A 20,207-nucleotide genomic window follows, 5' to 3' on the forward strand; every position below is an offset into this window, starting at 1 on the left:
GTCCACTTACGTCGTTTGGAGGAATAAAGATGAAGCTGAAACCCTGGTGTGCCGTGCTGTTGTCCGCTGTCGCCCTGCAGGCTGGCGCGACGGATTTGAATAATCTGCGTATCGGCATGGATGCTACTTATCCGCCGTTCGAATCGCTTAATCCGGCCGGGCAGATTGTCGGCTTCGAAGCCGATCTGGCGGTGGCGCTGTGCAAGGAAATGAAGGCGCGCTGCACGCTGATCAATCAGGATTGGGATGGCATCATCCCCGGTCTGATCGCCAAGAAGTACGATGTGATCATGTCGTCGATGACCATTACCGCTGACCGGGCCAAGGCCGTTACCTTCAGTGAACGTTATTTCCGCACGCCGCAACGCCTGATCGCCACCAAGGGCAGTACGCTCAAGTTCACGGCAGAGGGCATGAAGGGCAAGCGGGTAGGGGTGCAGCGCGGTACCACGGCGGACATGTATCTGAGCAAGTTCTGGGGGCCGCGTGGCATGGATGTGGTGCGCTACGAGGATCAGGACAAGGCCTATGCCGACCTGGTGAATGGCCGGCTGGATGCCAGCTTCCAGGATGAGCTGCAGGTGGAGGCCGGCTTCCTCAAGAGCGAGCCGGGCAAGGCGTTTGCCTTTGTCGGCCCGTCCATCAATGGCGACAACGCCGCCGAACGTGAGGTGTTGGGTTCCGGTGCCGGCATGGCAGTGCGCAAGGAAGACAAGGAGCTGGTGGCACGTTTGAACAAGGCGATTGCTGCCGTGCGTGCCAATGGCACCTTCAAGAAGCTCAGCACGCAGTATTTCGGCCGCGATATTTACTGAGCCACACCGGCCCTCATCCGTCTTGCCGTAATGGCTTGCCGGGTGAGGGCAGTTGTTCAGCCTGCGCTGCTACTGTTCTGACTGTTGTCCTGCTTGCTGTTGTGACCCTGGCTGCTGTCCGGCCTGATCAATGTGTAGTCGTTATTGCTGGGCAGGCCATTCTTTTGCCAGTCGTCCAGCGTGGCCATGATGGCGTCACGGGTCTGGTAGCTGATGTCGGGCAGGCTGCCGCCAAAAGCCTGTTTGGCCTGATCAAAGCCCTGCTGCACCGCATCGCGGATGCTGGCGATCTTGCTGGGATCGTTGCCTATGCCGAGCCGGGCGAAATCCAGAATGCGTCGTGCAGTGTTCTTGACGCCCAGTTCGCCATCTTCCGACACGGCCTGAGTGGCTTCTGCCTTGGTTTTCGGGTCTACCGTCAATTGCTGTTCGCCGCTGACTACCTTATTCCACTGCAGCCCCTGTTGCTGAACCAGATTGCCCAGCAGTTTGAGGAAGTCGGCCACTTGCTGGTTGGACTTGGCCAGCAGCGCAGGGACATCCACGTTTTGCGTCGCCGTGTTGCCGGGCTTGCCATAGGTTAGGGGCTGGCTGCTGCTGTCGTTCTGGCCCAGGCTGACCACTTCGTCCACCGTCAGCGTGCTGCTGCTGATGCTGTCACCGGTTTTGCTGTCGGTCAGGGTGGTGCTGCTGAGGCTGGCGTACAGCGACTGGCTGTTGCCCGGAATGCTGCTGATGGTCATGAGCGACTCCTGCAGAGAGGAAGATAAGGCTTGCCGGCAAAGCGACAAGCTGATGTCTCATTATCGGTCGCGGACGGGAAAATTTTAGTAAAAATCAATGCAATAAGGCCGGAGCGCCCCGTGGCGGCCCCGGCCTGGTGAGGCGAGTCGATGAATCAGGCCGACAGTTTGCCGGCCCAGGCTTGCAGCGCCTGCAGCTGTTGTACTACCAGCGCTTGCAGACGTTCGTCGGTCAGATTGCCTTCGGCATCAAAACCGCCGGCGAAGGCGTTGGCGAATACTTCCGGCTTGTTCAGCGGGTGCAGGTCGAGGTACACGCAGGTCTGGCGCAGATGGTATTGCGCCCGCGAAGTCCCCATGCCGCCGCCAGCGCCAACAATGGCCACCGGCTTGCCGGCCAGCAGTGCGTTGTCCGGCTCGCGCGAAGCCCAGTCCAGTACGTTTTTCAGCGCCGGAGCCATGGAATAGTTGTATTCCGGGCAGCCCAGCAGCAGGGCGTCTGCCGTTGCCAGTTGCGCCAGCAGCTGTTGAACCGCTGCGGGTTTTTCGCTGATGTCGCTATTGAAGAAGGGCAACTGGCCGATGTCGGCGATCTCGATGCTCACGCCAGCCGGGGCATGCGCTTGTGCATAGCGCAGCAGGCCCATATTGGTGGATGCGCGACGCAGGCTGCCGCAAATGGCCAGAACTTTCAGTGTGCTCATTAGTGATTCCTCGCTTGGGTTGTTCGTACCAGTACTGATGGTGCTTTATTCTAGTCAGGGCCTGTATTAATCGCCAGGGATAAAGGTAAACGGTACAGCCCCAGCGCCCAGGGCTGGAGCAAGCTTTTAGCATTCGTGGGCAGGAGCGCTTATAATGTGCGGCTGTCCGCATTCAGAGTATTGAAACAGTGTCCGAACGATTCGCCGTATGGCTGCAATACCTCCTGCCCAAGCAGGCTTTGACCATTCTGGCCGGCAAGCTGGCCAGCGCCGAAGCCGGTGGATTGACCACGGCGGTGATCCGCTGGTTTGTCGGTCGTTACCAAGTCAACATGGCCGAGGCGGCCAATTCCGATATCGCCAGCTATGCCAGCTTCAATCAATTTTTTACCCGTCCCTTGCGTGCCGGTGCGCGCCCGCTGGCGGCCAGCGCACTGATCTGCCCGGTGGATGGGGCGGTCAGTCAGTTCGGCCCCATCCGGCAGGATCAGATTTTCCAGGCCAAGGGGCATGACTATTCCACTACGGCGCTGGTGGGTGGCGATGCCGCCATGGCGGCGCATTATCAGGATGGCTTCTTTGCCACCATCTACCTGAGTCCGCGTGACTACCACCGCATTCACATGCCTTGTGATGGCCGCCTGTTGAGCATGACTTATGTGCCGGGAGCGCTGTTTTCGGTGAATCCGGCCACGGCGCGCGGCGTGCCGGGCCTGTTCGCTCGCAATGAGCGTGTGGTGTGCGAGTTCGAAGGCCCGCATGGCCGCTTTGTGCTGACGCTGGTGGGGGCCACCATTGTCGGCAGCATGGCGACGACCTGGCATGGCGTGGTGAATCCGCCGCGCCCCGGCCGCGTTCAGCGCTGGGATTATCAGGATCAGCAGATCGTCATTGGCAAGGGCGAGGAAATGGGCCGCTTCCAGCTGGGCTCCACTGTGGTGCTGTTGTTCCCGCAGAGCACGGGCTTGCAGTTCAATCAGCACTGGCAGCCTGCCAGCCCGGTGCGGCTGGGCGAGGTGATGGCCGATATCTGAGTCGGTGTCCTGTTGCTGTCAAAGAAAAACCGCCTGGTCAGGCGGTTTTTTCATGGCGCTAGTTGCCTTGTGTTACAGCACATCGCCGGGAATACGCACCCAGCCTTCCATCAAGACGCGGGCGCTGCGGCTCATGATGGCCTTACTGACCTGCCACTGGCCATCCACCAGCTTGGCTTCTGCACCCACGCGCAGGGTGCCGGAGGGGTGGCCAAAGCGCACGGCCTGGCGTTCGCCACCGCCGGCGGCCAGATTGACCAGCGTGCCGGGAATGGCGGCAGCGGTGCCGATGGCCACCGCGGCGGTGCCCATCATGGCATGGTGCAGCTTGCCCATGGACATGGCGCGTACGCACAGGTCGATGTCACCGGCCTGGATGGCCTTGCCACTGGAGGCGGTGTAATCAGTGGGGGGCGCAACAAAAGCCACTTTGGGCGTGTGCTGACGGGTGGCCGCTTCGGCAATGTCCTTGATCAGGCCCATGCGTACGGCACCGTGGGCGCGGATGGTTTCAAAGCGTGCCAGCGTGGCAGCATCGCCGTTGATGGCGTCCTGCAGTTCGCTGCCGCTGTAACCCAGCTCTGCGGCATTGAGGAAGATGGTGGGAATGCCGGCATTGATCAGTGTGACCTGGAAGCTGCCCACGCCCGGGACTTCCAGCGTGTCCACCACATTGCCGGTGGGGAACATGGCGCCGCCGCCCTCGCCATCGCCTTCGTCGGCCGGGTCGAGAAACTCCAGTTGTACTTCGGCTGCCGGGAAGGTGACGCCGTCCAGCTCGAAATCGCCGGTCTCTTGTACTTCACCGTTGGTGATGGGCACATGGGCGATGATGGTCTTGCCGATATTGGCCTGCCAGATGCGTACCGTGGCCATGCCATTGGCCGGGACGCGGCTGGCGTCTACCAGTCCGCTCATGATGGCAAACGAGCCAACGGCTGCGGACAGGTTGCCGCAGTTGCCGCTCCAGTCGACAAAGGCCTTGTCGATGGCCACCTGGCCGAACAGATAATCCACGTCATGTTCCGGCCGGCTGCTCTTGGCCAGGATCACCGTCTTGCTTGTGCTGGACGTTGCACCGCCCATGCCGTCGATCTGCTTGCCGTAGGGATCGGGGCTGCCGATGACGCGCATCAGGATGGCATCGCGTACTGCTCCGGGCTGCTGCGCGGCGGGCGGCAGGTCTTGCAGGCGGAAAAACACCCCCTTGCTGGTGCCGCCACGGATGTAAGTGGCAGGTATGCGGATTTGCGGAGCGTGGGCCATGCAAAGTCTCCTTGCCGGCGTGCCGGGGCTCAGGGCCGCGCCGGGTGATGAAAATTAAGCCAGCGGCCCGCCTTGCCGGCGGACCGCTGCGCGGATGGATGGGGTCACCCTGATCCGGCCCGACAGCGGGGACACACCGCCGGGCCGGGGGGTGAAAACTCAAACAGTCTGGGTAGACTCGATAAAGTCCTGGGCAAAGCGCTGCAGCACGCCGCCAGCCTGATAGACACGCACTTCGGCGGCGGTATCCAGGCGGCAGATCATCGGCACGCGCACGGTTTCGCCATTGCGACGATGAATCAGCAGGGTCAGCGTGCAGCGCGGCGAGATTTCGCCCTCTACGTCGTAGCTTTCCGTGCCATCAATGCCCAGTGTCTTGCGGGTGGTGCCGGGCTGGAATTCCAGCGGCAGCACGCCCATGCCCACCAGATTGGTACGGTGAATGCGCTCGAAGCCTTCGGCGGCAATGGCTTCCACCCCGGCCAGCCGCACGCCCTTGGCTGCCCAGTCACGCGAACTGCCCTGGCCGTAGTCGGCCCCGGCCACGATGATCAGCGGCTGCTTGCGTGCCATATAGGTTTCGATGGCTTCCCACATGCGGGTGACCTTGCCTTCCGGTTCGATACGCGCCAGCGAGCCCTTTTTCACCACGCCGTCCACTACCGCCATTTCGTTTACCAGTTGCGGGTTGGCAAAGGTGGCGCGCTGGGCGGTGAGGTGGTCGCCACGGTGGGTGGCGTAGGAGTTGAAGTCTTCTTCCGGCAGGCCCATCTTGGCCAGATATTCACCCGCTGCCGAGTTGAGCAGAATGGCATTGGACGGCGACAGGTGGTCGGTGGTGATGTTGTCCGGCAATACCGCCAGCGGCAGCATGCCCTTGAGCGTGCGTGTACCGGCCAGTGCGCCTTCCCAATAGGGCGGGCGACGGATATAGGTGGACATCGGACGCCAGTCGTACAGCGGGCTCTTGGCGGCCTCGAAGCTACCCAGATCGAACATCGGAATGTAGATCTGCTTGAACTGTTCCGGCTTCACGCAACGCTCGACGATTTCATCAATCTCGGCATCGGATGGCCATAGGTCTTGCAGGCGGATTTCCTTGCCGTCCACCACGCCCAGCACGTCTTTTTCGATATCAAAACGCACGGTGCCGGCGATGGCGTAGGCCACCACCAGCGGCGGCGAGGCCAGGAAGGCCTGCTTGGCATAGGGGTGGATGCGGCCATCGAAGTTGCGGTTGCCGGACAGTACGGCGGCGGTGTACAGGTCGCGGTCAATGATTTCCTGCTGGATGGCCGGGTCCAGCGCACCGGACATGCCGTTACAGGTGGTGCAGGCATAGGCCACGATGCCGAAGCCCAGCTTTTCCAGTTCCGTGAGCAGGCCGGCTTCTTCCAGATACAGCTTGGCTACTTTGGAACCGGGCGCAAACGACGACTTCACCCACGGCTTGCGCACCAGGCCCAGCTCATTGGCGCGCTTGGCCAGCAGGGCGGCCGCTACCACATTGCGCGGGTTGCTGGTGTTGGTGCAGCTGGTGATGGCGGCAATGATTACCGCGCCATCCGGCAGCAGGCCTTCGGCTTCTTCGGCGCGCGCCTTGTCCAGATCCACGGCAATGCCGCGTTCGGCCAGCGCCGAGGTGGGCAGGCGCTTGTGCGGATTGGACGGGCCGGCCATATTGCGCACCACGCTGGACAGGTCAAACTCCAGCACGCGTTCGTATTGCGCCGTGGCCAGGCTGTCGGCCCACAGGCCGCTGACCTTGGCGTAGTTTTCCACCAGTGCCACCTGCTCGGCTTCGCGGCCGGTCAGCTTCAGGTAATGAATGGTTTGCTGGTCGATGTAGAACATGGCGGCGGTAGCGCCGTATTCCGGGCACATATTGGAAATGGTGGCACGGTCGCCGATGGACAGGCTGGCGGCGCCATCACCAAAGAACTCTACATAAGCGCCGACCACGCGCTCCTTGCGCAGGAACTCGGTCAGGGCCAGTACGATGTCGGTGGCGGTGATGCCAGGCTGGCGCTGGCCGGTGAGCTTGACGCCAACAATGTCCGGCAGCCGCATCATGGACGGATGGCCCAACATCACGGTTTCCGCTTCCAGGCCACCCACGCCGATGGCGATCACGCCCAGCGCATCCACGTGCGGGGTGTGGCTGTCGGTGCCGACACAGGTGTCGGGGAAGGCCACGCCATCGCGCACCTGAATCACCGGCGACATTTTTTCCAGGTTGATCTGGTGCATGATGCCGTTGCCAGCCGGAATCACATCCACATTCTTGAAGGCGGTCTTGGTCCACTCGATGAAGTGGAAGCGGTCTTCATTGCGGCGGTCTTCGATGGCACGGTTTTTTTCGAAGGCATGCGGGTCAAAACCACCGCACTCCACCGCCAGCGAGTGGTCGACGATCAATTGCGTCGGCACCACCGGGTTCACCAGCGACGGGTCGCCACCCTTGTCGGCGATGGCATCGCGCAGGCCGGCCAGGTCGACCAGGGCGGTCTGGCCCAGGATGTCATGGCACACCACGCGCGCCGGATACCAGGGAAAGTCCAGATCACGCTTGCGTTCGATCAGCTGCTTGAGCGCGTCGGTCAGCAAGTCCGGGTCGCAGCGGCGTACCAGTTGCTCGGCCAGCACGCGCGAGGTATAGGGCAGGGTGGCATAGGCACCGGGTGCAATGGCATCAACGGCGGCTTGGGTGTCGTAGTAGTCCAGCTGGCTGCCGGGCAGATTGGTGCGGTAGTTTTTGTTCATGGCGTCGCTAAAACTCTGAAGGGTGGAAGCAAAGCGGGGAGCAAACCTTGCGGCTTGCTCCCCTGACCATCAGCGCTGTGCCAGTGGCACGAAGGCCTGATCGTCCGGGCCGGTGTAATTGGCCGACGGGCGGATGATCTTGCCGTCAATGCGTTGTTCGATCACATGCGCACTCCAGCCGCTGGTACGGGCAATCACGAACAGCGGGGTGAACATGGCAGTGGGCACGCCCATCATGTGGTAGGACACGGCGGAGAACCAGTCCAGATTGGGGAACATCTTCTTGATGTCCCACATCACGCTTTCCAGGCGGTCGGCAATGTCGAACATCTTGCTGTCGCCAGCAGCGGCGGACAGGTTGCGCGCCACTTCCTTGATCACCTTGTTGCGCGGATCGGAGATGGTGTAAACCGGGTGGCCAAAGCCGATCACCACTTCCTTGCGCTCCACGCGGGCCTTGATGTCGGCTTCGGCCTCGTCCGGATTGTCGTAGCGCTTCTGGATTTCAAACGCCACTTCGTTGGCACCGCCGTGCTTGGGGCCGCGCAGTGCGCCGATGGCACCGGTAATGCTGGAGTACATGTCCGAACCGGTACCGGCAATCACGCGGCTGGTAAAGGTGGAGGCGTTGAATTCGTGCTCGGCATAGAGGATCAGCGAGGTGTGCATCGCCTTCACCCACAGTTCGGACGGCTTTTCGCCGTGCAGCAGGTGCAGGAAATGGCCACCGATGGAGTCGTCGTCGGTTTCCACATCGATACGTTTGCCGTTGTGGCTGAAGTGGTACCAGTACAGCAGCATCGAGCCGAAAGAGGCCATCAGGCGGTCGGCGATATCGCGTGCGCCGGCGATATTGTGGTCATCCTTTTCCGGCAGGGTGCAGCCCAGGGCGGACACGCCGCTGCGCATCACATCCATCGGGTGGGCAGAGGCGGGCAGGGCTTCCAGCACGCTCTTCACCACTTGCGGCAGGCCGCGCAGGGCTTTCAGCTTTTGCTTGTAGCCGGCCAGTTCGGCCTTGTTCGGCAGCTTGCCGTGTACCAGCAGAAAGGCAACTTCTTCGAATTCGCACTGGTCGGCAATATCCAGAATGTCGTAGCCGCGATAGCTCAGGTCGTTGCCGGTACGGCCAACCGTGCACAGGGCGGTATTGCCGGCGGCAACGCCGGACAGAGCGACCGATTTCTTCGGCTTGCCAGTCAGAACCACTTCAGTCATGCCATTTCTCCTAGGATGAAGTTTCTCGTCTTGCTGTTGTTATTGCGGCCGGTGCGGCCCGGTTTGCGCGGGCGGTGCACTGGCTTGCTGTTTACCTGCTGGTCAGCGGTTTGTCTGCGCTTGCCTGTGGCAGACAATTATTTGTTTTTGCCTTCGGCAAAGAGCCCATCCAGCTTTTGTTCGTAGCTGTGGTAGCCCAGATGCTCGTACAGGTCCATGCGGGTCTGCATGGTGTCCAGCACGTTTTTCTGCGTGCCATCGCGACGCAGTGCGCCGTATACATTCAGGGCGGCCTGGCTCATGGCGCGGAAGGCTGACAGCGGATAGAGCACCAGCGACACGCCGTTTTCACCCAGCTCCTGGGTGGTGAACAGCGGGGTGGAACCGAATTCGGTGATGTTGGCCAGTACCGGCACGCCGACGGCTTCGGCGAATTGCTTGTACATGGCCAGATCGGTCATGGCTTCCGGGAAGATCATGTCGGCACCGGCTTCCACGCAGGCCACGGCGCGGGCTATGGCCGAATCCAGGCCCTCCACCGCCAGTGCATCGGTACGTGCCATGATGACGAAGCTGTCATCCTTGCGCGCATCGGTGGCCGCCTTGACGCGGTCGACCATTTCTTCCTGGCTGACAATGGCTTTGTTGGGGCGATGGCCGCAGCGCTTTTGCTGCACTTGGTCTTCAATATGCACGGCGGCGGCACCGGCTTTTTCCAGACTCTTGATGGCGCGGGCGATATTGAAAGCACCGCCCCAGCCGGTATCGATATCCACCAGCAGCGGCAGTTCGGTTACGTCGGTAATGCGACGCACATCAATCAATACGTCTTCCAGTGTGGTGATGCCCAGGTCCGGAATGCCGCAGGAGCAGGCAGCCACGCCGCCGCCGGACAGGTACAGGGACTTGAAACCGGAGTGTTCGGCCAGACGTGCTGCATAGGCGTTGACGGCGCCCACGACTTGCAGCGGTTTTTCCTGTTCTACAGCGAGGCGAAAGCGTTGACCGGGTGTGCTCATGGCTGGGTCCTTAGTGGGATGCAGGTGACATTGCAGAGCATTCTAGCAAGTGCTTGGTTGGAGTGCAAATGCTCTATCAGCAGCGTCGCCGGTGAAGATGGTTCATGTTTTACCCAAGCTCTGGTATGTTTCGCAGCAGCAAGCTCGGGGGAACTCATTGCACGAGCCACGGTCTAGTGTTGTGTCCACACAGACGCACATACAATTAAACCAGTGGACAATTCAGGGAGCATTACAACGACATGAGTGATCGTGATATCGATCAACAGTTGGTGGAGCGTGCCCAGCGAGGTGAAAAAAGAGCTTTCGACCTGCTTGTTGCAAAATATCAGCGTCGTCTGGCTAGACTTTTGTCACGCTTCATTCGCGACGGCTCGGACATCGAAGATGTGACGCAAGAGGCATTTATCAAAGCGTATCGCGCTTTGCCGTCATTTCGCGGCGAGAGTGCGTTTTACACATGGCTGTACCGAATCGGCATCAATACTGCCAAAAATTTCCTCAGTTCAGCCGGACGTCGTCCGGTAGTGAACAGCGAGTTTGAAGACGAAGATGGCGAAAGCTTCGACCTGGCGTCGCAAGTGCCCGACATGAATACGCCTGAAACCGAGCTGATGAACAAGGAAATCGTGACGACAGTCAATGCTGCCGTGCAAGCCTTGCCGGAGGAACTCAGAACGGCCATTTCGCTGCGTGAAATGGACGGGCTATCCTACGAAGAGATTGCACAGGTAATGAACTGTCCGATCGGCACCGTGCGTTCGCGGATTTTCCGTGCACGCGAGGCGATTGCTGCCGAATTGCGGCCACTGCTGGATACGGCCAAAAACAGAAGGTGGTAGCTTATGAAAGAAAAATTATCCGCGCTGATGGACGGCGAGCTGGACGGGCAGCACGCGCAGAGGGCCATCAATGCCATCGCTGATGAAGAGGAACTGAAGCAGGTCTGGGACGCTTATCATCTGATCGGTGATGCCATGCGTGCCAACAGCCATGTGGCGGTGAATGTCCGCCAGCGCGTGGCCGAACGCCTGGCAAGCGAACCGACCGTACTGGCGCCGCGGCGCTGGTTTGCCCCGGTGCGTACGCGTCGGGCCGGTGCGGTGGCGCTGGCCGCCAGTGTCAGCTTTGCCGCGGTGGTGGGTTGGCAGCAGCTGTCGCATGGCAATGCCGCGTCCGCCATGGCTGATCGTGGCGTGCCGGTTGCTGCCTTGCAGCCGGCGCAGCAGCATGACGACCTTTATCTGGCGGCGCATCAGGAGATGACGGCAGATCAGAGCGTATACAAGGTTTCCTATGGAAATGGAGTTCGCCACTGATGCGTCTGACACAGCTGTCCGGGGTCTGCCTGATAGGCGTGGCGGTGCTGGCCCATGCGGATGATGACTGGCTGGTGGTAAAGAAAGTGGCTGCCGCCGCCAGGCAGCAGCCACTGAATGGTACCTACCTGCATCAGATGAACAGCTCGCTGGAAACCTTCCGCATCGTGCGTAGTGGTTCCGGCGACAACATCCAGGAAAAACGCACCTCACTGGATGGTCCATCGCGCGAAATCATTCGCAAGGGGCTTGAGCTTACCTGTTATGCGCCGGATGCCAAGTCGCTGTCTGCTGCCAAAGTCAGTGCCATGCGGCTGTTTCCGGCCTTGCTGCCTGATGATATCGGCAATATCGCCCAGTCGTATTCGGTGAAGCGCTCCGGCAAGGATCGCGTGGCACAGCGTGATTGCAACTGGCTGGAGCTGAAGCCGAAAGACAGCAAGCGCTACATGCTGCGCATGTGTGTGGAGCCGACCAGCTTCCTCCCCCTGAAGGTGATTACCCAGAATGCCGCCGGTGAAGCGGTGGAGCAGTTCACCTTTACCGAAATCGAATTGCAGGGGCCAAAGGACAAGAGCGCTTTCCGGCCGCAATACAAGCAAAACTATGTATTGCGCAGCGCCAGCGCACCAGCCATGACGCTTGATGCCGACGCTCCGTCCGAAGTGAGCGGCATGCCCAGCGGCTTCAAGCTGTTGCGGGCAGTGCAGCGCACGCTGCCGGGTCAGGCTGAGCGTACTGTGCGGCATATGGTATTCAGCGACGGGCTGGTCATGCTGTCGCTGTTTATCGAGCCGCAGGCTGATGGCCGTCCGGAGCGTGCTGTCAATCTGCACGGTGCCGTCAATATGGCGACTGCCGAGCAGGGTGATTATCTGGTCACGCTGGTGGGTGACCTGCCCGAACCCACCATGATGGCAATGATCAGAAACCTCAAGATCGTACTCAAGCCATGATGGTGCATGGCCTGCCTTTCCGCCTGGTGGCGAAGGCAGGCCATTTTGATTTCCTTTCCTGTTGTTCTGTGCAAACCACATCAAGATGGAGCGACCATGTCGATCAAAAAGCTGATCGTTGCTGCCATGCTGGCGGCATCTGCCTTCACTATTGAACCTGCTGTTGTACTTGCTGCCGATTTGCCCGATTTTGCCCGCATTGTCGAAAGCGAGGGCAAGGCGGTGGTCAATGTCAGTACCACATCGACCATCAAGCAGAATGTCAGCAGCCTGCCGGAAGGCATGGAAGGTGATCCCTTCTTCGAATTTTTCCGCCGCTTTGCTCCGCAGCAGCAACAGGAGCGCCAGGAGCGCTCGCTGGGTTCCGGTTTCATCATTTCCGCTGACGGCTACCTGCTGACCAATGCCCATGTGGTGGCGCGTGCGGATGAAATTACCGTCACCCTGACTGACAAGCGCGAATTCAAGGCTAACGTGATTGGCTCGGATGCCCGTACCGATGTGGCTCTGCTCAAGATCGAGGCCAAAGACCTGCCGGTGGCGCGACTGGGCAATATGGCCGATGTGCGTGTGGGCGAGTGGGTGTTGGCCATTGGCTCGCCCTTCGGTTTTGAGAATACCGTGACCTCCGGCATCGTATCGGCCAAGAATCGCCTGTTGCCGGATGAGAATTTTGTCCCCTTCCTGCAAACCGATGCTGCGGTCAATCCCGGTAACTCGGGCGGGCCGCTGTTCAACATGAAGGGTGAAGTGATCGGCATCAACTCGCAGATCTACAGTCGTTCTGGCGGTTTTATGGGCATTTCCTTCTCGATTCCCATTGATGTGGCGATGAATGTGGCCGATCAGCTCAAGGCCACTGGCAAGGTGAGTCGTGGTCGCATTGGCGTGGCCATTCAGGAGCTGAACAAGGATCTGGCTGCCTCTTTCGGTTTGAGCAAGCCGGCCGGTGCGCTGGTGAATGAGGTGGAGAAAAAGAGCCCGGCAGACAAGGCTGGCTTGCGTGCCGGTGATATCATCCTGTCGGTGGCGGGGCAGGCCGTGGCCTCGTCTTCTGATCTGCCGCGACTGATCGGTGCCATCCGCCCGGGGAAACCGGTAGCGCTGGAAGTGTGGCGCAATCGTGCAATCCTCAAGTTGAGCGTGGTGCCGGAAGAACTGAAGAATGAGGATGCCCGCACGGCTCAGCGCGAGTACCGTGCACCGCAAGCCACGCCGGATGCGCAAAACATGAAGCAGCTGGGGCTGGCGCTGGCCGAGTTGACGCCACCGCAGTTGGCCAAGGCCGGCATCAAGTATGGCCTGCAAGTTCGGCGTGCCAGCGGGCTGGCTGCCCGTGCCGGTGTGCAGCCTGGGGACGTGATCGTGGGTCTGGGGGGCGAGGCCATCAGCAGCTTCGGCCAGTTCAAGGCTGCGGTTACCGCTGCGCCCAAGGGCAGTACACTGGCCTTGCAAGTGCTGCGCCAGGGCATGACCCTGTTTATTCCATTGACCATTGGTGGGGAAGAATGAAGCTGACCTTGTATTTCCGTGAGTACTGCAGCCTGTGCCACCAGATGCTGGCAGAACTCAAGCCATGGCAGGCCAGGCATGGTTTTGAGCTGGATGTGGTGGATGTGGATGCAGACCCGATTCTTGAGGCCAGATTCAATGAACTGGTGCCGGTATTGATGGACGGTGAACACCAGATTTGTCACTGGCATCTGGATATTCCTGCTTTGGCTGCACATTTGGGCGAAATCGGCTAAAATCCGCGCCAGTGTGAGTTGTTCGAGGGCACGCCAGCGTGCCCTTATCTTTTTGCTGGATACCGATGAAACATATCAGAAATTTCTCGATCATTGCCCATATCGACCATGGCAAATCGACCCTGGCCGACCGCTTCATCCAGTTTTGCGGTGGCCTCGAACTGCGCGAAATGAGTGCCCAGGTGCTCGACTCGATGGATATCGAGAAAGAGCGCGGCATTACCATCAAGGCGCAAACGGCCGCCCTGCAATACAAGGCAGTTGATGGCCAGGTGTACAACCTGAACCTGATCGACACCCCAGGACACGTGGACTTCTCTTACGAGGTTTCCCGCTCGCTGTCCGCCTGCGAAGGCGCATTGCTGGTGGTGGATGCCTCGCAGGGTGTGGAAGCGCAAACCGTGGCCAACTGCTACACCGCCATCGACCTGGGGGTGGAAGTCGTACCTGTGCTGAACAAGATCGACCTGCCGGCGGCAGAGCCCGAACGTGTCAGCCAGGAAATCGAAGACATCATCGGCATTGAGGCCATTGATGCAGTGCGTGCCTCGGCCAAGTCCGGCATCGGCATTCAGGACATCCTCGAAGTGGTGGTCAGCAAGATTCCGCCGCCGGAAGGCAATCCGGATGGTCCGCTCAAAGCCCTGATCATCGACTCCTGGTTCGACAACTACGTCGGCGTGGTGATGCTGGTGCGGGTCAAGGATGGCCAGGTTCGTCCCAAGGACAAGATCAAGTTCATGGCTACCGGTGCCGAGCATCTGGTGGAGCAGGTTGGCGTGTTCTCGCCCAAGTCGGTACCGCGCGATGTGCTGAACGCAGGCGAGGTGGGCTTCATCATTGCCGGTATCAAGGAGCTGAAATCGGCCAAGGTGGGCGATACCATCACCCTGATGAAAACGCCGGCCACCGAAGCCCTGCCGGGCTTCAAGGAAGTGCAGTCGCAGGTATTTGCCGGCCTGTATCCGGTGGAAAGCCACGATTACGAAGCCCTGCGCGATGCGCTGGAAAAGCTGCAACTGAACGATGCTTCGCTCAAGTATGAACCCGAGGTGTCGCAGGCACTGGGCTTTGGCTTCCGTTGCGGCTTCCTGGGTCTGTTGCATCTGGAAATCGTGCAGGAACGGCTGGAGCGCGAATTCGACATGGACCTGATCACCACGGCACCAACCGTGGTGTATGAGCTGGTGTTGAAAGACGGCAGCGTGATTCATGTCGACAACCCGTCGCGTCTGCCGGACCCGGGCAAGGTGGAAGAGATCCGCGAACCCATCATCACCGCTCATATCCTGGTGCCGCAAGACTATGTCGGCGCGGTCATTACCCTGTGTACCCTGAAGCGCGGTGTGCAGCGCAATATGCAGTATCTGGGCCGTCAGGTGATGCTCACTTACGATATGCCGATGAATGAAGTGGTGATGGACTTCTTTGACCGCCTCAAGTCCACCAGCCGCGGCTATGCCTCCCTTGACTACGAGTTCAAGGAATTCCAGTGCGCCGATCTGGTGAAGCTGGATGTACTGGTCAACAGCGAAAAAGTGGATGCGCTGAGCCTGATCGTGCACCGTGCGTCCAGCGTCTACCGTGGCCGTGAACTGGTATCCAAGATGCGCGAGCTGATTCCGCGCCAGATGTTTGATATCGCTGTGCAGGCTGCCATCGGCGGACATATCATTGCCCGTGAAACAGTGAAGGCACTGCGCAAGAACGTACTGGCCAAGTGCTACGGCGGCGACATCACCCGTAAGAAAAAGCTGCTGGAAAAGCAAAAGGCCGGCAAGAAGCGCATGAAGCAGGTGGGTAACGTGGAAATCCCGCAAGAGGCTTTCCTGGCCATTCTTCAAGTAGGGGACAAATAAGTGGGCGAAAACCTGTTCTGGGTGTTTACCGTGGCCGTCATTGTTGGCGGCATGCTGGTGGGTTTTGGCGGTCAGCGTGAAGCCGGTGCCAAGGATTGGCCGGTTTCGGTGCAGTGGGGCTATCTGGCCCTGGTCATCGGTGGTTTCGGCCTGCTGTCCAATTACATGAGCTTCACTGCGGTGATGCTGGTGTTTGTGCTGATTACCGGCGTGGTATGGGGCCTGGACAAATGGTTGCTGGCCAAGAAGCGTGCCGGTGAGCCCGGCCACTTTGTTGAATACTCGCGTGGTTTCTTCCCGGTGATCCTGGTGGTTTTCCTGCTGCGCTCCTTCCTGGTAGAGCCTTTCCAGATTCCCAGCAGCTCGATGCGCCCCGGTCTGGTGGTGGGTGACTTCATCCTGGTCAACAAGTTTGCCTATGGCATCCGCGTGCCGGTGTTGAACAATGTGCTGGTGCCGGTGGGCAAGGTGAGCCGTGGTGATGTGGTGGTATTCAACTACCCGCCCAATCCCAAGGTGAATTACATCAAGCGGGTCATCGGCGTGGCTGGCGATGTGGTGGAATACCGCAACAAGCGCCTGAGCATCAACGGCAAGGCAGTGCCGGATGAAAAAGACGGCACTTACGAGTATCTTGAGCAGGGCATGGCCATGATTCACAATGACCAGTTCAAGGAAGTGATGGATGGCAAGGCCTACCAGGTGCTGAATATTCCGGAAGCGCCGGTCGTGGCGCTGGGGCAGGTGGCTGATTTCCCGTCGCGTGACCAGTGCCAGTATGATGACAACGGCTTTGTGTGCAAGGTGCCGGCCGGCCATTACTTCATGCTGGGCGATAATCGCGACAACAGCCTGGATGGTCGTTACTGGGGCTTTGTGGAAGATCGTCTGATGGTCGGCAAAGCCTTCCTGATCTGGATGAACTTCAGCTCGCTGTCCCGTATCGGCAAGGCCATTCATTGACACCGTTTTCCGGCAGGGGGAGTTCCATGCAGCGTCAGCGAGGTTTGTCCGTCATTTCGGTGTTGTTCATCATGCTCATTCTGGGTGCCGGCTTCTTGTTGGCCGGCAAGGTGCTGCCGGTGTACAACGAGTATGCCGAAGTACGCAAGGCCGTCACCGCCATGGCCGCAGAAACCGGCAAGAGTGATACCGAACTGCGCCGGGAATTCATGAATCACGCCATGGTCGGGGGTATTTCGTCGATCAAGCCGGAAAACCTCACCATCATCACCACCGCCAACAACGTGTTCGTGCGTGCAGCCTATCGCCGCGAAGTTCCGCTGTTTGCCAATGTCAGCCTGGCTTTCGATTTCGATACCCAGGCCGGACAGACACCCCAGTAACTACAGTGAACCAAGTTGAAACCCGATTCCGGCGCCTGTCACAGGCGCTGGATTATGCATTCCAGAAGCCCGATCTGCTGCGCCAGGCGCTGACACATCGCAGCTTTGCTGCCTCCAATAACGAGCGTTTCGAATTTATTGGCGACAGCATTCTCAATTACACCGTGGCGCGCATGCTGTTCGATCAGTTTCCGCGCCTGAGTGAAGGCGAGCTGTCACGCTTGCGTGCCAATCTGGTCAACCAGAACACGCTGGCCGAGATCGCCCACGAGCTCAAGCTGGGTGAATACCTGTATCTGGGTGAGGGCGAGCTGAAAAGTGGTGGCTTCAATCGGCCGTCAATTCTGGCCGATGCGCTGGAGGCTACCTTTGCCGCAGTCAGTTTCGATGCGGATTTCCAGCGTGCCGAGCAGGTGGTGCGCCGCCTGTACGCAGGCCGCGTGGCGGCCATCGATCCCACCAAGCATGCCAAGGATGCCAAGACCCGTTTGCAGGAAGCACTGCAGGCGCGCAAATGGCCTCTGCCCAAATACCGCATCCAGACCCAGACCGGCGAAGCCCACGAACAATGGTTCAAGGTGGTGTGCGATCTGGGCGAACTGATGATCGAATCCAGCGGTGAGGGCGGCAGTCGCCGCGCCGCCGAACAGCAGGCCGCCGAAGCCGCACTGCTGCTTCTTGAACAAAAACTGGCCACAGGCAAGAAACACCCATGACCGAACACGCATATCATTGTGGCTTTGTCGCCATCGTTGGCCGCCCCAATGTGGGCAAATCGACGCTGATGAACCATCTCATCGGCCAGAAAGTCAGCATTACCTCGAAAAAGGCGCAAACCACGCGCCATCGTGTCAACGGCATTCATACCGAAGACAACGCCCAGTTCATTTTTGTCGATACCCCGGGCTTCCAGACCTTCCACAAGGGCGCGCTCAACGAGACGCTGAACAAGAGCGTGAAAGACTCGCTGGGCAGCGTCGACTGTGTGCTGTTCATCCTGGAAGCCATGCGCTGCAGCGCGGCCGACCGTGAAGTGATGGCGCTCTTGCCCAAGCACACGCCGGTCATCCTGGTGATCAACAAGCTGGACAAGGTCAAGGACAAGTTCCTGCTGCAGGAATTCATCGATGGCGTGCGCACCGAATTCCAGTTTGCCGACTGCGAAGTGGTCAGTGCCAAGCACGGCCAGCGCCTGTCCGAGCTGCTGGACAAGGTGCGGCCGCATCTGCCGGAATCCATGCCGCTGTATCCGGACGACATGGTGACCGACAAGAGCGAGCGCTTCCTGTCCGCCGAAATCGTGCGCGAAAAGCTGTTCCGCTACCTGGGCGAAGAGCTGCCGTATGAAATGAATGTGGAAGTGGAAATGTTCGAAATGGATGGTGCGCTGCGCCGCATCCACATCGCCATTCTGGTGGACAAGGACAACCAGAAGCCCATCGTCATCGGCAAGGGCGGCGAAAAGCTGAAGAAAATTTCGACCGAAGCGCGGCTGGACATGGAAAAGCTGTTCGACGGCAAAGTCTTCCTGCAAGTCTGGGTCAAGGTCAAATCCGGCTGGGCTGACGACGTGCGCTTCCTGCGGGAATTCGGCCTGAACTGATGCCGCTCAAGCTGCCTTCTCCGCCTTACTGGGCGGTGATTTTTTCCTCGCAACGCAGCGCTGCCGACCAGGGCTACGCCGACATGGCCGAACGCATGTTGCGCCTGGCCGAGGTCCAGCCCGGTTATCTGGGCGCGGAAAGTGCCCGTGACAGTGCCGGCTTTGGCATTACCGTTTCCTACTGGGACAGCGTGGAGGCCATTGCCGCCTGGCGGCAGCATGCCGAGCATCTGGTCGCGCAAAAGCTGGGGCGCGAGGTGTGGTATCGCGACTTCTCGCTCAAGGTGGCGCGGGTAGAGCGTGCGCATGCCAGCGGACAGGACCGGGACGCATGAGCCAACAGGGCAGGGTAGACCGCCAGCCCGGCTACCTGCTGCACACCCAGCCCTATCGTGAAACCAGCCTGCTGGTGGAGGTGTTCACGCCACAGCATGGCCGTTTTACTCTGGTGGCCCGCGGTGCACGCCGGCCACGGGCGGATGTGCGCGGCGTACTGCTGCCATTTCAGCCGCTTACCCTGTCCTGGTTTGGCAAGGGGGAAGTGCGCACCCTGCATACGGCAGAATGGAATGGTGGTGTGCCACAGTTGTCCGGCATCCGGCTGGTCTGCGGCTTCTATCTGAATGAACTGATGCTGAAGCTGACGGCCCGTGACGATGCCGAACCGCGTGCCTTTACCATTTATGATCAGGCGGTGCGTGCGCTGGCACAGACGCATTCCCTGTCCAGCGTGCTGCGCCGCTACGAATTGCGGCTGCTGCAGGCACTGGGCTATGCCGGCAGTTTCGCCTGTGACCTGCACGGCGAACTGATCGACCCCGCTGCCGACTACCTGTGCCGGGGCGGTGCCCTGCCCGAACGGGCCAGCGGCGAGGCGGCCGGGCAGTCGGTCTGCTTGCCCGGTGCCGAATTGCTGGCCATCGAGGCCGATGACTACGCCGCCGCCAGCACCCGTCGTGCTGCCCGCAGCCTGCTGCGCTTGCTGCTTACCGATTTGCTGGGCGCGGAGCCACTGGCCTCGCGTGAACTCTTGCAGGCCATCAACGCCATTGCCGACTGAGGCCTGCGCAACAGGAGCTGAAGATGATTTTGCTTGGTGTGAATATCGATCATGTCGCCACGCTGCGCCAGGCGCGCGGTACCCGCTACCCCAGCCCGATCGAGGCTGCATTGGTCGCGGAAACCGCCGGTGCCGACCTGATTACCCTGCATCTGCGTGAAGACCGTCGCCACATTCAGGATGCCGACGTGGTAGCCATGCGTCAGGTCATCAAGACCCGCATGAACCTGGAAATGGCCATGACGCCGGAAATGCTGGCCAATGCGCTGGCGGTGGCACCGGAAGACGTGTGCCTGGTGCCGGAAAAACGCGAAGAAGTCACCACCGAAGGCGGGCTCGATGTGCTGGGCCACTATGCCGATGTGTGCCATTACACCGAAACCCTGCAGCAGGCCGGCATCCGCGTATCCATTTTCATCGACCCGGACCGCGCCCAGATCAGCAAGGCTTATGAAGCCGGTGCCCGCGTGATCGAGCTACACACCGGTGCGTATGCCGATGCGGTACATGCTGCCGAACGTGAGGCCGAACTGGCGCGCATTCGCGGTGCAGCAGCCTTTGCCAGCGAACTGGGCATGGTGGTGAATGCCGGGCACGGGCTGAACTATCACAACGTCAAGCCGATTGCCGCCATCCCGCAGATCAGCGAGCTGAATATCGGCCATGCCCTTATCGGCCAGGCCGTGTTTGTTGGCCTTGATCGCGCCGTACGCGACATGAAAGCCTTGATGCAGGAAGCCCGTCAGGGCTGAGC

Annotated in this window: 21 protein-coding genes; 15 read left to right on the forward strand and 6 right to left on the reverse strand. The window is 60.0% G+C overall.

Going from position 1 to position 20,207, the window contains the following annotated elements; genetic code table 11:
* Positions 1-29 precede the first annotated feature (29 nt).
* Positions 30-815: an ABC transporter substrate-binding protein gene (locus FAZ30_RS14335; RefSeq protein WP_124645498.1), complete on the forward strand. Its 786-nt coding sequence runs from the start codon at positions 30-32 to the stop codon at positions 813-815.
* 56 nt (positions 816-871) lie between these two features.
* Here FAZ30_RS14335 and FAZ30_RS14340 read toward each other — a convergent pair whose 3' ends face one another.
* Positions 872-1,558: a hypothetical protein gene (locus FAZ30_RS14340; RefSeq protein WP_124645497.1), complete on the reverse strand. Its 687-nt coding sequence runs from the start codon at positions 1,556-1,558 to the stop codon at positions 872-874.
* A gap of 155 nt (positions 1,559-1,713) precedes the next feature.
* The gene (locus tag FAZ30_RS14345) at positions 1,714-2,262 is read right to left on the reverse strand and encodes an NADPH-dependent FMN reductase (protein WP_124645496.1); all 549 of its coding nucleotides are present in this window, start codon (positions 2,260-2,262) and stop codon (positions 1,714-1,716) included.
* A gap of 188 nt (positions 2,263-2,450) precedes the next feature.
* Between FAZ30_RS14345 and asd the strand changes: the two genes are divergently transcribed.
* A complete protein-coding gene (asd, locus tag FAZ30_RS14350) occupies positions 2,451-3,296 on the forward strand; it encodes an archaetidylserine decarboxylase (RefSeq protein ID WP_124645495.1) in 846 nt (281 codons plus the stop codon).
* A gap of 72 nt (positions 3,297-3,368) precedes the next feature.
* On the opposite strand, the gene prpF is transcribed toward asd, so the two are convergent.
* The 4 genes from prpF to prpB all read right to left on the reverse strand — a co-directional run bounded on the left by prpF (position 3,369) and on the right by prpB (position 9,562).
* Positions 3,369-4,562 (reverse strand): 2-methylaconitate cis-trans isomerase PrpF, encoded by a 1,194-nt coding sequence (gene prpF, locus FAZ30_RS14355; RefSeq protein ID WP_124645494.1) that lies wholly within the window; start codon positions 4,560-4,562, stop codon positions 3,369-3,371.
* Positions 4,563-4,721: 159 nt separating this feature from the next.
* Complete coding sequence (gene acnD / locus FAZ30_RS14360; protein ID WP_124645493.1) at positions 4,722-7,325, reverse strand: Fe/S-dependent 2-methylisocitrate dehydratase AcnD; 2,604 nt, start codon at positions 7,323-7,325, stop codon at positions 4,722-4,724.
* Between the two features lie 69 nt (positions 7,326-7,394).
* Complete coding sequence (prpC, locus tag FAZ30_RS14365) at positions 7,395-8,543, reverse strand: bifunctional 2-methylcitrate synthase/citrate synthase (protein ID WP_124645492.1); 1,149 nt, start codon at positions 8,541-8,543, stop codon at positions 7,395-7,397.
* A 137-nt stretch (positions 8,544-8,680) separates the two neighbouring features.
* Positions 8,681-9,562 (reverse strand): methylisocitrate lyase, encoded by an 882-nt coding sequence (gene prpB / locus FAZ30_RS14370; protein ID WP_103525233.1) that lies wholly within the window; start codon positions 9,560-9,562, stop codon positions 8,681-8,683.
* Positions 9,563-9,804: 242 nt separating this feature from the next.
* Between prpB and rpoE the strand changes: the two genes are divergently transcribed.
* The 13 genes from rpoE to pdxJ all read left to right on the forward strand — a co-directional run bounded on the left by rpoE (position 9,805) and on the right by pdxJ (position 20,205).
* A complete protein-coding gene (gene rpoE, locus FAZ30_RS14375) occupies positions 9,805-10,404 on the forward strand; it encodes an RNA polymerase sigma factor RpoE (RefSeq protein WP_059287003.1) in 600 nt (199 codons plus the stop codon).
* Positions 10,405-10,407: 3 nt separating this feature from the next.
* Positions 10,408-10,881 carry a sigma-E factor negative regulatory protein gene (locus FAZ30_RS14380; protein ID WP_124645491.1) on the forward strand — a complete coding sequence of 158 codons (474 nt, stop codon included), beginning with the start codon at positions 10,408-10,410 and terminating at the stop codon, positions 10,879-10,881.
* Positions 10,881-11,837 carry a MucB/RseB C-terminal domain-containing protein gene (locus FAZ30_RS14385; protein ID WP_124645490.1) on the forward strand — a complete coding sequence of 319 codons (957 nt, stop codon included), beginning with the start codon at positions 10,881-10,883 and terminating at the stop codon, positions 11,835-11,837. Before FAZ30_RS14380 ends, FAZ30_RS14385 begins: the two co-directional genes overlap by 1 nt.
* Positions 11,838-11,933: 96 nt before the next feature.
* The gene (locus FAZ30_RS14390; protein WP_124645489.1) at positions 11,934-13,349 is read left to right on the forward strand and encodes a DegQ family serine endoprotease; all 1,416 of its coding nucleotides are present in this window, start codon (positions 11,934-11,936) and stop codon (positions 13,347-13,349) included.
* Positions 13,346-13,585 (forward strand): glutaredoxin family protein, encoded by a 240-nt coding sequence (locus tag FAZ30_RS14395; RefSeq protein WP_124645488.1) that lies wholly within the window; start codon positions 13,346-13,348, stop codon positions 13,583-13,585. The genes FAZ30_RS14390 and FAZ30_RS14395 overlap by 4 nt, the downstream gene beginning before the upstream one ends.
* Positions 13,586-13,650: 65 nt before the next feature.
* Positions 13,651-15,444, forward strand: coding sequence for a translation elongation factor 4 (lepA, locus tag FAZ30_RS14400; protein ID WP_124645487.1), 1,794 nt, complete (start codon positions 13,651-13,653; stop codon positions 15,442-15,444).
* Positions 15,445-16,407, forward strand: a complete 963-nt coding sequence (gene lepB / locus FAZ30_RS14405; protein WP_199731110.1) for a signal peptidase I — start codon at positions 15,445-15,447, stop codon at positions 16,405-16,407.
* Positions 16,408-16,433: 26 nt separating this feature from the next.
* Positions 16,434-16,790 carry a DUF4845 domain-containing protein gene (locus FAZ30_RS14410; RefSeq protein ID WP_124645486.1) on the forward strand — a complete coding sequence of 119 codons (357 nt, stop codon included), beginning with the start codon at positions 16,434-16,436 and terminating at the stop codon, positions 16,788-16,790.
* A gap of 5 nt (positions 16,791-16,795) precedes the next feature.
* Entirely contained in the window at positions 16,796-17,506 is a 711-nt protein-coding gene (rnc, locus tag FAZ30_RS14415; RefSeq protein WP_124645485.1) for a ribonuclease III, read from the forward strand.
* Entirely contained in the window at positions 17,503-18,393 is an 891-nt protein-coding gene (gene era / locus FAZ30_RS14420; protein WP_124645484.1) for a GTPase Era, read from the forward strand. The genes rnc and era overlap by 4 nt, the downstream gene beginning before the upstream one ends.
* Entirely contained in the window at positions 18,393-18,728 is a 336-nt protein-coding gene (locus FAZ30_RS14425) for an antibiotic biosynthesis monooxygenase family protein (protein WP_124645483.1), read from the forward strand. Before era ends, FAZ30_RS14425 begins: the two co-directional genes overlap by 1 nt.
* Complete coding sequence (gene recO / locus FAZ30_RS14430; protein WP_124645482.1) at positions 18,725-19,453, forward strand: DNA repair protein RecO; 729 nt, start codon at positions 18,725-18,727, stop codon at positions 19,451-19,453. Before FAZ30_RS14425 ends, recO begins: the two co-directional genes overlap by 4 nt.
* A gap of 23 nt (positions 19,454-19,476) precedes the next feature.
* Entirely contained in the window at positions 19,477-20,205 is a 729-nt protein-coding gene (pdxJ, locus tag FAZ30_RS14435; protein WP_124645481.1) for a pyridoxine 5'-phosphate synthase, read from the forward strand.
* Positions 20,206-20,207 lie beyond the last annotated feature (2 nt).

The sequence above is a fragment of the Aquitalea aquatilis genome (assembly GCF_005155025.1).
Taxonomy (GTDB): Bacteria; Pseudomonadota; Gammaproteobacteria; order Burkholderiales; family Chromobacteriaceae; genus Aquitalea; species Aquitalea aquatilis.